General features: G+C 58.4%; 7 protein-coding genes. 4 read left to right on the top strand and 3 right to left on the bottom strand.

What is annotated here, in order from left to right:
• Positions 1-1,791: 1,791 nt before the first annotated feature.
• The 3 genes from QMZ05_RS20800 to QMZ05_RS20810 all read left to right on the top strand — a co-directional run bounded on the left by QMZ05_RS20800 (position 1,792) and on the right by QMZ05_RS20810 (position 8,650).
• Entirely contained in the window at positions 1,792-3,102 is a 1,311-nt protein-coding gene (locus QMZ05_RS20800) for a DUF3422 domain-containing protein (protein WP_353702431.1), read from the top strand.
• A gap of 1,925 nt (positions 3,103-5,027) precedes the next feature.
• Positions 5,028-7,082 (top strand): hypothetical protein, encoded by a 2,055-nt coding sequence (locus QMZ05_RS20805; protein ID WP_353702432.1) that lies wholly within the window; start codon positions 5,028-5,030, stop codon positions 7,080-7,082.
• Between the two features lie 1,109 nt (positions 7,083-8,191).
• Complete coding sequence (locus QMZ05_RS20810) at positions 8,192-8,650, top strand: hypothetical protein (protein ID WP_353702433.1); 459 nt, start codon at positions 8,192-8,194, stop codon at positions 8,648-8,650.
• Between the two features lie 179 nt (positions 8,651-8,829).
• Here QMZ05_RS20810 and QMZ05_RS20815 read toward each other — a convergent pair whose 3' ends face one another.
• The 3 genes from QMZ05_RS20815 to QMZ05_RS20825 all read right to left on the bottom strand — a co-directional run bounded on the left by QMZ05_RS20815 (position 8,830) and on the right by QMZ05_RS20825 (position 12,610).
• On the bottom strand, positions 8,830-9,066 hold the full coding sequence (locus QMZ05_RS20815; RefSeq protein WP_353702434.1) for a hypothetical protein: 237 nt from the start codon (positions 9,064-9,066) through the stop codon (positions 8,830-8,832).
• A gap of 59 nt (positions 9,067-9,125) precedes the next feature.
• Complete coding sequence (locus QMZ05_RS20820; RefSeq protein WP_353702435.1) at positions 9,126-10,244, bottom strand: branched-chain amino acid ABC transporter substrate-binding protein; 1,119 nt, start codon at positions 10,242-10,244, stop codon at positions 9,126-9,128.
• 1,556 nt (positions 10,245-11,800) lie between these two features.
• Positions 11,801-12,610 (bottom strand): class I SAM-dependent methyltransferase, encoded by an 810-nt coding sequence (locus tag QMZ05_RS20825; RefSeq protein ID WP_353702436.1) that lies wholly within the window; start codon positions 12,608-12,610, stop codon positions 11,801-11,803.
• A 287-nt stretch (positions 12,611-12,897) separates the two neighbouring features.
• Between QMZ05_RS20825 and QMZ05_RS20830 the strand changes: the two genes are divergently transcribed.
• The gene (locus QMZ05_RS20830) at positions 12,898-13,089 is read left to right on the top strand and encodes a hypothetical protein (RefSeq protein ID WP_353702437.1); all 192 of its coding nucleotides are present in this window, start codon (positions 12,898-12,900) and stop codon (positions 13,087-13,089) included.
• Positions 13,090-13,252 lie beyond the last annotated feature (163 nt).

The following is a 13,252-nucleotide window of genomic DNA, read 5'->3' on the forward strand; positions in this document are numbered from 1 at the left end:
TCGTCCGAATAGGACCAACCAAGCTTGCATCCGTTCGGAATTATTCTTCCGGTTGTCAATTTGAGCTGGGTGTATGCAAGCGAACGAGAGAGGACCTAACAACGCCGCCGCGGGATGATGCCTGTTCTCGCGCAACAGTTGGTCATGGGGAAAATCGAGCGTGAATCGCGGATTGTCGTCGTCGTGATCAGGGCAAACGTGGGTGCACCATTTGAACGTAGGCACGCTGCCATGCAGGTGTCTCGTGGGCGGACTCACGCGAGAGCAAGTCCGTTGATCGAACTCTTCAGCTCGATGCTCGGTGTTCTGCCAGCCACCCAATCAGGCTGCCGCTGACTGCTTCTGCTTGCGTAACAATGCCGAGTCTGGTCCGCCTTGGACGTCGCCAAACTCGATAGGGCGTCATAAGTCGTCCCGCCCTGGAGCGGTCCAGCGGCACCTTATCCAGTGACGTACGTCGGATTCGTCGTTCCTGCGGGACCTTCTATCGCGCCTGTCTGTGCGCGGGCTTGCCTCTTCGACGACGCCATCTCGATCACGATAATATCGCGACGAGCCAGCAGATCCCGGCCCAAAGGAGCGCATTAAGAAGAAGCGCCGCGAGCGGCCAGAAGTTCCAGGCTCTCTGCGTCTGTGGAGCCCCAGGACCTGGCGTGCGAGCGGATTTGTCATTCTCGAACATGGCTTGTTTTGAAGTGCGCCAATGTGTCATCCATACACCTTCTTGCACTGCGCTAGTCGGCAGAGCCATGGCTAGGGTCACTGCAAATGAAGTCACCAAGCCGGACGAACATCTGCTCGATGCCGGCGATCATGGCTAAGGACAGCAGCATACCGCCTCTCGGCTCGAACGTTTTCCATCTGAGCAATCGGCGTGCCACCGGCGAGCGCTGCTGCGCATCGCCTAAGATGAGAAAACCATGTTTGCCGGCGCGCGCGGGAACGGTTTAGCGAGGCGTCGGGTTCCCTACATCGACGTCTTTAACCGGTCATGGCTGGTGCAAGGCAGCCGGTCCCAAGCAGCCATACGCCGACGTTTCTTGAAATTCGCTTATCTGCGGTTACGCTGTTTCGCGGCCTATACCGCGCGAGGGTCCCCAAACATTGAGGAGGCGTCCGGGACAGCCCGTCTGCCATATCACCCCGTCAGTCATCGAGCAGTCTGCTCCATTGGTTTGCAGTCAACAGATGCTGCGACTTTTGCCGGCCTGGCGCCACGGACAGCGGCGGGCATCGCAACGCGCGGCCTGGCTCTAACCTCACGTCAATTTTTCTTTCGTCAGATATTTCCGCATCCTGTTGCAAGCCTCCTCGACCTTGTCGGATTTTCCGAGGCTTTGGCGACGGCGGGACGCGGTTCGCTTGCTCAAGTAGGCAGCACCGGATGCTGTACACAGCCAGGCGCGCTGCGGTCAAAAGGAGCGCGCCGTCATGCCGGAAACCCGCTGCCGACATCTTCGAATAGCAGAGAAAACGAGTGTTCGCTGCTTCCGCACTGGCCCAAATCCTGCACCGCGTTCGCGCGCCAGCAAGACGGCGCTGCAACAGGATGGGAGCCGTACTTGAGCTTCGACGTGTCAATCGGCAATGCAGTATGCGGTTCGGGCTTAATTTGCTAGCCTTGATCGCGCTCTCGTAAGGCCACTTTCACGAGCTGAAGGTGGCCTCTGCATTGATCATTGACGTCATTTCGATCTGTGGCTCGCGGGTGCACCCGTTTCCCGTATCGCCAAAGCCGCTCGTGTCGAGGCTCGCTGTTGCTTGCTCATTTCTGAAGTGAGGCGTCAGTACATGCTCGATGAATTGGACTTGCGAACCTTCAAGCTGCATCCGCAACGCGACGCTGTGCTCAATGAAGTGCACGCGCGCCCTTTCACGCGCCTTGTCTCGCCATTCAGCGTGATTCACTTCGCCTTTCTCGCGCAGGGCGAAGCGGCCGCCAGCGATCGCCAGCGCTTTGTCGATTTCTGCCATCAGCACAACCTTCCACCGCCCGAGCCGTCGGCGAAACATCATCAGATCGTAATCGGACCTGCTATGCTACGCTGGGAGCAGCATTCGGAATTTGCGACATTCACCTGGATCTGGAGTGCCGCAAATGGTCCTGAGGCTCGCCAATTCGACGATTTCGATGATACCGTTCAATCGCTGATCCGCGCGTTGCGGCAAGCCGGACCACTACTGGTGGCAAACAAGTTGGAAGTGGAGCAGGGCACCTCGCCGACCAAACGTGCTGAACAGCTTTTTGACAAGAGCAGCCTCGCTATGGTTGCCACAAAGGGGGCCACGGGCGTTGTGGCCTCAGACTTTCGCGTGGACGCAAGGGGATTCTCCAGGATCCTTGTCTGCGACCTCGGGTTGACGCCGTATGATCTCGGTGCGTTGGTCCAGCGGGTCCTAGAAATCGAGACCTATCGTCCCTTGGCGCTGCTTGGCCTGTCGGCGGCTCTTGAGCTTGCCCCGTCCGTCGACCGCATCGATCGCCGTCTTGTTGAGGCGCTGGAGGAAATGCAGGGCTCAGAGGGGCTGCAATTCAACAACCGCCTGCTTGCCGAACTGACGGCGCTGGCCGCCTCATTCGAAAGAGGCGCGACGGGCAGCCTGTTTCGCTTTGGCGCCAGCAGGGCCTACAATGAGCTGGTCCAATCGCGACTGTCCATCATTGAAGGCAGCGATGTCGCGGGCTATCCGACTTGGTCGTCCTTTCTGGCGCGTCGCATGGCGCCAGCCATGCGGACCTGCGCGACCGTGGAGGATCGTCAGGCGAGTCTGTCGGTCAAGCTGGTACGCGCGGCCGATCTGTTGCGAACCCGCGTCGATGTCGAGATCGAGCAGCAGAATCGTGACCTTCTGCACGCAATTAGCGAGCGTACGAGACAGCAACTTCGGCTGCAGTGCACGGTCGAGGGATTATCGGTCGCGGCGATCGGATACTATGTAGTCAGCCTGTTCGGCTACCTCGCCAAGGGGGCGCAAGACGTCGGACTGCGTGTAGACCCCTCTTTTTTAACCGCAATCTTCGTGCCAATCGCGATCGGCGTGATCTGGATAGTGAGTTACAATGTTCGAAAGCGGCACCTCAACCACGACAACGTATCCTGAGTGGCCGGCGAACGAAGTTCCGTGAGCTAGCTTACGGCGGCTGCCTCACGACGTTCGCAGACTCTTTTTAACAATCGCGTTCATTGAATCGTTCCCCCACTTGAAGACGTAGCGACGGGGAACTGTCAAACGCTTACGACCCGACCGGACATACGGTTTTCATTAGGCCAGATGGCCGGCGACTCTGACGTACCGGTGCGCGGGCAGCGCGAGCCGAGTGTGGCTGTTAACCACAGACCCGTTGCGGCGGCGAATGCGAGTTCGATCCTGCTCTTGGCGCAAACTTGGTTCATGTGGCCACATAGATGACTCATTGGCGTTGTTACAGGCTGCGGCGAGCAGCGAGGGCTGATGGACTAAAATGTTAAGTAGAGAGCTAGTATCGGACAGCGTCGCCTTTGGGAGTCCTCAATCGCTGAAGGCGCTAGGTGGTTCGCCGGCTACAATGGAGAACACACTGACGAAGAATCGTCGATACAATCATATTGAGCATACTGATTGTCGACGCATCAGCGATCGACAAATCTGATGACGCAGCTACGTCATGCGCTGAAGCGTTTCCACGAGCGCTGAACGCGTGCAGCAATAAGCGACGGCTAGTAAGTGGCGCAGGTGACCGCCGCGCTCGTCCGCTGCCCGCGTCCGGGCGGAGGCTCGCTTTCACGCCAGCTTAGCCGCCATCGATGAGCAATAATCAATTGCTCCGAGCTATTCGCATGAGGCTAGCTCATAACCGAGACGTTCATCCGAACGGGCTGGCAGAGGGGACGCAAAGGCCCTCTTTGGCGAGCTGTTCCTCGAGGCAATTGATGCAATCCCTGCCAATCGCGAGGACCAAGTCATGCGTCTTGCGGCAGGCTGGACGAAGTCGCGCGGGGCGAAAGAGAGGAGAATCTGGATGCTGAAACCAAAAAGAGCAGGCCGACAGGGCTCTCGCGACGAGCTCGAGCTGATGCGAGCGGGAGCTGATGCGCGCGATCCGGCGATGATGGATTGGGCATGCGCTGCTCAGGCGTGCCGCTGACACCGCTTCGGCGGATGGTCGGGGCATGATGGTTCGAAGGGGTGCAGTGGAGGACAAGAGATGATCGACATCTGCGGCTTGCTCAGCAGATTGTTCGAAATGCAGCAGTTAGTGCAAGCTGGAGAATGGTACCGGAACGTGGTGTCGAAGACTCAGCTGGCGCCGCTTAGTGAGTCCCGAAACAACGTCATTTACGTCGATTTCACGGCTATTCGCGAGGCAAAGGAGGGGAAGTGCGTTCGCAGATCTTAGAAAAACTGGAGGCAGGCCGAGTGCGATATGGCCGGTTCGCTAGCGCTCCTGGATCAGGTCCTTGTGGCGTATTCTTTGTACAAGGGCCCTGCGGCTGTGAGCTCAAGATCAGTGGACTTGTGCGTCCAGGCTGGGAGCAAGTGTCCGTCTCGACCCCGCGGCGGTGCCCAAACTGGGAAGAGATGTCCTTCGTCAAAGACCTATTCTGGGATGAAGAGGAATGCGCGATGCAGCTGCATCCGCCTCATTCGCGGTATGTGAACAACAGCCGGTATTGCCTGCATCTCTGGAAGCCAACTCATCGAGACATTCCGATGCCGCCGCCGAGTTTTGTAGGCATCATTGGGCTTGGGCCATCCGAAGCTGCAATGTTGTTTGCGCAGATGAGCGCGATGTCGTGATAGCCTAGATCGACGGCCGCGGCTTCCGTCATCCAGGATCCGTCAGTGGGAGAATATCCGTGATCACGCAGGCCGCCGCCGCTTGCCTCTCGACGTTTGCTGTTCGGAAGGAAAACAGCTGCAACATGGCACTCGAAGTGGTGCAAGGCTTCGCGTGCGAATCGTTTCAAGGCTTAGCACGGGGTTGTTGGCATGCCTCTTGCTGTCGAGTTACTGAAACACAGACTCGCCTGAATCGGAGATGGACCATGACAGGCAGTCCGCCGCATAAGAAGCCAAAGCATAACTCGCCCGATAGGCCCTCTGACCAGGAGGAGGCGCTTCACTTCGAAATTGATGCGGCACTTATTTCGTACTTCGAAAAGGAAGCCAACAAGGGTGACCTCGCCGATGACTACGTTCGACGGATGGCAAACTCGCTGCGAAGGTTTAGCGCTTGGCTTCGCAAGGCTGAGAGACCGCCAATGGCCGGTCGGCTTAATCATCTGGATACCGATGTGCATGCCCATACAAACGAGCTGGGGCTTTATGCGCAGGAGGTTCTTTCGTTCGAAAGGGCGTTGGCCCGCCTTCGGGACGTCGTTGCCGGAGCTCCGGTGGAGCGCCGTACCGCCAAGCCCGGCGACCATCTGAAGGCGAGGTGTGCTGAGGACGAGAGGCTTATTTCCTCCTTCAGGGGGGCGCCCTCGCCTCTGCAACCGAACACTGTCAGCGACTACGCCGGAGTTCTTCGCAATTTCAGCGATTGGCTCCAAGAGCAAAACCAGAAGCCGATGGCTGGCCGGCTGCACGACGATACGCTGACGCAGCATGCTAATGACTACAAGGCTTATGATCCCAAGATCACTGCCGCGCTGAGGCGCCTTCGAGGGGCATGCCGCGAGCATGCGGAGCCGACCGCGGGGGCCGGTGCAGAGCACCATGTTGTTACGGTGCCGGATGCACGTCCGGCGTACGGGTCACGTGACGATGCTCAAGCTCCACCGACGGCGGATGTCCCTGGGCCATTGCCGCCGGACAGGCTTGGGGAGCGGTCATCCGTGTACGGCGCTTGGGCGGCGCCCAGCGCGTCGCCGGGGGCTGCGGGATCGCCAGAGGCCTTGGCCTTGAGCGAGCAGGACTATGAACTGGTGAGGCCATTTTTGGAAAATATGGCAGCCCGGGAAGGCGCTCCACAGCACGGCGCATTGCGGGTATTTCCCCCATCCGGGGGACGCCTCGATGGTGCGTTTCCGCCGAGGGATCAAGCCGCCGGACCATCGTCATCTGCCAGGGCTGCGGAGCCGTCCTCGAGTTTCGGTCGAGACCTGCGAGCGGAGGATTTCGGATATATCCTCGGCTCGTGCTGGCAACCGGGTCGGGAGCCGGTGCCGGACGTTCTGATCGGTGAACTGCGCAGAAGCGGCAAACTGCCGGTGCAGTTCCAACCGAGCGATGTGAGCATCCATGGTCGGCCCTACACAGCGCAGTTGGCGGCAGGAATAAGGGAGCGGACCCCATACAATCCGCAAGGCATTAACATTGATCTCGTCCCTGGGCCCAACGCGTTCGGGATGGCACCCCACGGGCTAGCGGAAGGGCGCATCGACGGTTCCTCCGGGGTGGTTGAAGGGACATCGTCGCCGGCCGGGGCTGCGCAGCCATATGCGACTTCTGGCGATCTGAAATCATTGCCGGACCACGATAGCGGTCTGAATTTTGACAGGTTGCGTGACGAGCCTCAGTATCCATCGCGCGCGGCCGAGATATCGTCCTCTGCGGCGCCGTCGTCCCAACAGAGCGCGCCGCAGGACGGGGCTTCCGACGAGCTTCCACCATTTGGTATCGAGCCGGCCTCACCATGGAACGGTGGTGGTACCGAGCCGGCGTCGCCACTTATCCCGTGGGATCAAATCCCTCCCTCATCGTCCATTGAGGCTGGGGAATCCTCCATGCCGTATGATTCCCGTGGGGCTCGGGGCGGGGACGACCAAGAAGCCGGCCCCTCGTCTGTTGCCAGGGCGGTCGGGGTATCGTCCGTCATCGACGGCAGCGGGCTGCAGGATTTCGGAAGGTTCGTCGGCCGGGCCTGGGACCACCGCCAATGGGGTAACGGCGGCCAAGAGGTATCGAAGGAGCTGATGGACTTACTGGACGGCTGGGGGCAGTTGCCGACCCTGCGGCGCCGTTGGAGGACAGAATTCTTAATCAATGGTGAGCGCTACACGGCTGAGTTGAACATACGGTCGAGCAATCCGAACTGGCTGTTGAGCTCTGATCAAAGCTGCGTCGTCTATCTTATCCATCATCCTCGACGTGGCTGAAGATCGAGGCAGTTGGGCTTTAGCGATGGAATAGCGCTCTCATCCTGTTTGCTTTTATCGCGCCATGCGCAGCAAGCCGTCTGCGGGCTTAGAGCTCGAGACGTACAGGGCGGACGTGCCCGAACCATCGTGTCATCCTGCATTTCTGCCTGGATCGCGGCGGTTCGGATCAGCAAATAGGCCGGCCCGCCCCGAGCCTGGCCCATACGAGCAGTTCCGAAAACTGATGGACCGCGCTGAACGAAAGACACGAGGCTACAGGCTAACGCACCACGAGACGCCCGCTGCATCGTCTCTACGGGGAGAAGCGTGGCTAAACTGGTTCGCAGGATTAGCCAGCAAAAGTATCGACGATTTCGAGATGCACGAAGTGGGATGCGCTATTGAATCATCGAAAAAGGGCGCAGCTTACGCGCCTTCGCGTAGTCCGTTAGAAGCGCGTCCGCTCCATCTTGCGCCGCTTCATCTTCTGCTGGGCTCACTGTCGGACGCGACGGAGCGACAAAATGGGAGAAGCTAGCGAGTAGCGGCGATGGCAAGACGATGAGCGGCGTCGTTGGCGTCCCAACACGAACGGCAGCCCGATTAGCCCGATCTACCATTCTGCTCGCCGGCGACGATCGCTTCAGGCGCAGGTCTAGTTTGTTCCTTGTGAGCGCAACGTCGTTCGTGGCCATCAGCAACGCGTCGACGTGACCACCGGCAGGTACGACCAAACAGTATTCTCCCCTCAATGACGCGCCAATACGTCCGATCGGGCGAATCACCCTGCATCGCAGGCCGCCAAGCCGTCCAGCCGTATCCAGCTGCGCGAAAGTAAGGCGCACCCCGGCGGCTCACTCGCGACCTACTTCGAGATCATCGGCTGTGGCTCTGCTTACGATTCAATCCCTCTATGCGGACGTATGTCGAAACTCCAGCCTCACAGAAGCAGCTAAGCAATCTGTGCGCAAACGTCTGAGGCGTACGCCCCGTTCCGTCCGCGTTTCACGGACGGACTTGTTCCGTGCGAGCGCTTGAGGCACATTATTCGTCATATTTTTTGTGTGATGTTGCATGCGTTGGCCTTCTCCAGAAGCTCGCCTACTTTTAGTTCGCACGCAGTGGCCATGAATCTTCAGGTCACTATCTTGAAGCTTCTCGTTAGCTATCCGAATGGCGTAGCCAGCCTCGACGCTCTCAAGCGCGACATGGCCATTTTGGCCAAGAGCGGCAAGGATTGGTCCGAGCGCACCAGGCGACTTGCCGCCCGGGTGCCTGATCTGAACATCTTTGCGATGAGGCTTGTCGAGCGCGACGCGTTCGGCTGGCACCTCACGGAGAAGGGACGTGCCGTGCTGGAATACATGGAGAGCCAGGCCCGTGTGGCCGAGCCGTCGCCAGCCGTCGATTCAGATGCTCCGGAGTTTGCAAGCGCCGTTCGCGAAGTCCCACCGATTACGCCGAACGCGCGTCGGCGAGCTCAAGGAAAATCGCGGCAGCGGCGCCACCCGCGGTCCGCACCCGAGTCGTCATTTTGTCAATCTGACGTGAGCCACGATCGTGGATCCGAAACGGAGCGATCCTAAGGACCCGACTCAATCGCACATCACGCCAGGTTCGATTTTATTGCCTCCAGAGTGTCACACAGCTGCAGCACGCTCCGCCGATCCTAGGGGCTCGACGCCTGTAGGTTGTGCGCGCCGAGTTGAATTCATAGAGCGTCCCGGGGAAAACCAACCATACGTGCGAGCCCGCCGCGCTGGCTTTAGATCGATGGCGGTCTAACGATACCAAGCTGCTTGACGGCGAGCTTGGAAATCTCTGCCGGGTCGCGAACCCCCGCGGCTCCGATCTTGAGAATCTTCCTTGCGACGAGTTCGGCGATAGGGTCGTTACGATCAACCAAGCCAAGCGAGCGCAGCGTCTGTACGTAGGCCGAGTTCAGACGCTCAATTTCTTCCGGGTTTAGCTTGCTGCCCTGGAGAAATCGACTGATCGGCATTTGATCACCGCACCAACTCCGCCGTCACACACCAACGTCTTGTGTCGGGTTGGGACGCGTCAAGAACCCTTTGGGTTCACCTCAGCGTAGCCGCCCTTATCGTCCCATTTATAAATGACATAGTCGAGCTGCTTGATGTCGCCCTTGGCGTCATACTCCAGCTTGCCGATCACAGTGTCCCAGGAACCTGCCTTGACCGCATCCATCACCTTTTTCGGATCGGTGGTGCCAGCCTTGGCCGCCGCCTGCGTCCACACCTGTATCGCAGCGTAGGTGTAGAGTGTGTAGCCTTCTGGGTCGATGTTCTTGGCCCTGAATTTTTCGACGATCGCAGCCGCCGTTGGCTTCTTGCGGGGGTCGGGTCCGAATGTGAAGAGCGTGCCCGCGCCGGCGGCGCCCGTGATCGAGGCATATTCCTTGTCAGCTAACGCGTCGCCTGACATCAGCACGGTCTTCAGGCCCTGATCGCGCATCTGCCGCAGGATCAGGCCCGCTTCTTGATGATAGCCGCCGACATAGACAAGCTCGATATTGTCACGCTTGAGACGCGAGACGATCGCGTTAAAGTCCTTGTCGCCCTTATTATAAGACTCGTACATCTTTTCGATGATGCCGGCCTTATTGAGGCCCTTCTTTGTCTCGTCGGCAAGGCCTTTGCCGTAGGTAGTCTTGTCGTTGAGGATCGCGATGTTCTTGCCCTTAAAGTTCTTCGTGATGTACTGGGCGGCGACCAAGCCCTGCTGGTCGTCGCGGCCGCAAACGCGCGCCACGTTCCACAGCTTCCGGTCAGTGAACAGCGGGTTGGTCGAAGCCGGTGTGATCTGCAGCACGCCGCCGTCGGCATAGGCTTCTGATGCCGGGATCGACGATGAGGAGCAAAAGTGCCCGGCGACGAACGGGATTTTGGCGCTGGCAATCTTTTCCGCGACCGAGCGCGCCTGCTTGGGGTCGCAGGCATCGTCCTCGACGTCGAGCGCGAGCTTCTTGCCGAGCACGCCGCCGGAAGCATTGATCTGGTCCACCGCCATCTCGGCGCCGTTCTTCATCTGCCGGCCGAATGCGGATTCGCCGCCGGTGATTGGTCCGGCAACGGCGATGGTGAGGTCGTCCGCGAATGCCGCTGTGGAGAGCACGAAAGATGCGCCGAGCGCCAGGCCGATCAGCTTGAATGATTTCATGGGATGGTCCTCACAAAGTAAAGGCAAAGGCGAGCAGGCTCGAGCAGAGCAGCACGAGCCCCGCCGCGATCAGTGCCAAAAAGCTATTGGAGATAAGGTCACGATGGCCCATCAAACCACACTCGATGTGCCGCAGATTGGGCCCTGCTTTGGGTCGACGCGAGAGCAGTCTGGCCTCCGCCGCGTCGCGCCAGCAAGACACCGAATCGGGATGCATGCGCAGGGGAGAAAGTCACCCGCGCAACGGGGCGTAGCTTACAATGCGCTCGACTTGTCTCTCCCTTGTTGAGCACGATCGATCCCCGCAAGCTAACGCACATGGTTGCCCGCTCTGAACACTAGACGAATTGCGGGCTCCTAACAGCAATACGTCTGTCCGCACCGTACAAAGGTTGTCGTTTCCTGTGCGGGCTGCCCGAAAACCTTGTAGGAATTGCCTCGAGCCAGATTGCCCGGTAGCTCCAGGTCCGTTCTTCGTGCGAGTACGCCAGCAATGTAAACGTTAGGGTGTGAATAGCGCGATTGCGGGTTGCACAGGCGCAGAGAATTTCAGAAGACGTGTTCGTGGTCTCGAAGGTGAGACGTTGAGGGAGAGTTACCTTGAAGCGAATAGCAATCCTCGTATTGGTCCTGGTGTGCTCGACATCCTTTGCGCAGGCGAGAGGCGGCGGCCACGGCGGGCGCGTCTCTTACGGAGGGGGGCACCACACCTCCAGCCACGGCGGTTCTTACTTGGGCGGAATGGGATCGTCTCACAGAGGAGGCACATATCGGAACCCACGCACGGGAAATCAGTACGGCACGCACAAATAGGTCTCCTCTAACCGGCACCGAATTTCCGGTGCTGGGTATGTCAGAGGGCTGGACGAGACACGATCGATCTAGCCAGAGCTCCGGCCACAAGTAGCGCTGCGCTTAGCCATCGCGGAGGTACACCCAGTTAGCGGTTGCTGAAAGCCGCTTGCAATCACGACGGTGGCCCCCGGCAGGCAAGGGACACCTGGATGTGTCGCTATCGCAACGTCATGATTATTCTATTGGCTTGCGAACTGTTTCTGACTTCACAGGGGAAGGCATCCCGGGTTATGGCGGACCCACGACACAGGGTTTCATATTGAGTGATGTACGAAGCCGCTCTTGGCGTGGCCGTTCGATTGCTTCATACAGGAGATGCCGCCCAATGCCGACGCGCGTAACAGCTTACGCAACGGTAGTCGGCTGGACGGCCGTCGCAGCCGTGATCCTGCTATATCTGATCTTTAGCCCCAGCTAACCAGGACAGCTGATTGGATCGATCCGATTTGGCATGCGCTCACCGCGTGCCTTCGGTACGCTCCGGTGCAATGCCCTTACCTCCAATGCACTGACCCGCACCCCCTGGGGTCCCGTGACACCCCTCTGACTGAAGCGCCGGATCTGACTGTTCCTCCGAACGGCGCCTGATTTACGCTTCCAAGAGCATCCGGTCGTTCCGCCAGAGCGCTTCATGAAATCCATAACACAACTTTTGCTAGTTGCGCTCTTGGCCCGAAACGCATTCGATGACAACCAGCTCTTCAGTCAGTGCGACGGAAGTGCCCCTCGGCCCCTCTCGTCAGTAGACAAGCGGCTTGTTGCCCCGAGTAAGATATCCAATTGACACCATAGTTGGTCTCGCGGATGAATTCGTCGAAAGCTAATCTTTCATGCTTCTCGAACCCTACGTAGTTGAAATATTCGTCAAACACGATAACGCATCCCGGACGAATCTGAGACTTGAGCCCCGTAAAGATGCTTCTCGTACTTGAATATATGTCGCAATCGACGTGGATGAATGCAACGGGTAGCTCGCGCCGAGCAAACACTGGAATCGTCTCATCAAACAGACCAACAATTAGCTCTACGTTCTCCGGAACGTCAGGCGCCTTGCCTCCACGATCAAAGTCCACTGGAAGGTATCCGTTCCAGCGCTCCGGGAGGCCATTAAAGCTATCGAAGCCATAAAACTTCCGCTCTGGAAATCGCTCGGCCATGGTGCCGATAGTGTAACCGCTACAGACGCCGAACTCGAGGGCAACACCCGTACCCGCTTTTGACAAGGCATCAAACCTGAACTCATCATGATCGGCAAAAAACACAGCGTCCGCCATTTCTGTGCGGATTATCTCAATGGCTTGTTCCTGCGCAATCGCAGACAAAGTGCGAAACAAGCTATGGTTTGTTCTGGGTAGGCCGTACATTTCCGCAGCGGTTACAAGCTTGCGCAGGTGTTCATTTGCAACGTCCTGCTTGTTAAGCATTGTCAACAAAGCATTGGCGACCTCGCTGGAGGAATTTGCTAGCCGATCAATTGCGGCCAATACGCGATCATCAACCGCTTTTTTCATCGCGTCATTCCGTTTGCCGAAACGATCGTGCATGAAGGTCGGTGCATTGGAACTATTAGCCCCATTTGAGCTCTGCTATCGCATCTAGCTTGTTAGGAGCCCTCCATCTCGATCAACTACTAGACATGCTAGTTGACGAGGGCGCTGCGGCATTCGGTGGCTGGTGGATTAGGGCTTGTGGGCGCTCGCAGATCTTACCGCGCCGAGAGGCGGAGAGGAAATACAAGCTCTTTTTCCTGGCCAGGAGAAGCCGAGCCGTCCGATGACTATTTGGAGCACCTCTTCGGATGACTTGGAAGATCGTCATGTACACCACCCTTAAGCTGATCGCGATCTGGCTGCTGATCAACGCGCTGTTCTTTGTCATAGTGAGCGCCGCCGACAAATCTGCCCGATGGCGTCGAAGCTGCGAGGAACCTACACATATGGGGATAGGAATTGTGCCGGCGGGCGGTGTGCATCATTGTGTCCCTTCTTGACCACTGAAGATCGAAAATACTGGCGATGTTTGACAGGCGATCTCGCCGGCACGCCGCCCGTGTTTGCTTGGCAACCAATGTCGGGAATCGGACATGATCGGTGCTGCCATGAGTGGCTGAAACGTCCGGCTCTTTAGCCGGCACGCAGTTTGCAATGAATGGT

This window comes from Bradyrhizobium sp. INPA03-11B, assembly GCF_040446015.1.
Lineage (GTDB): Bacteria > Pseudomonadota > Alphaproteobacteria > Rhizobiales > Xanthobacteraceae > Bradyrhizobium > Bradyrhizobium macuxiense_A.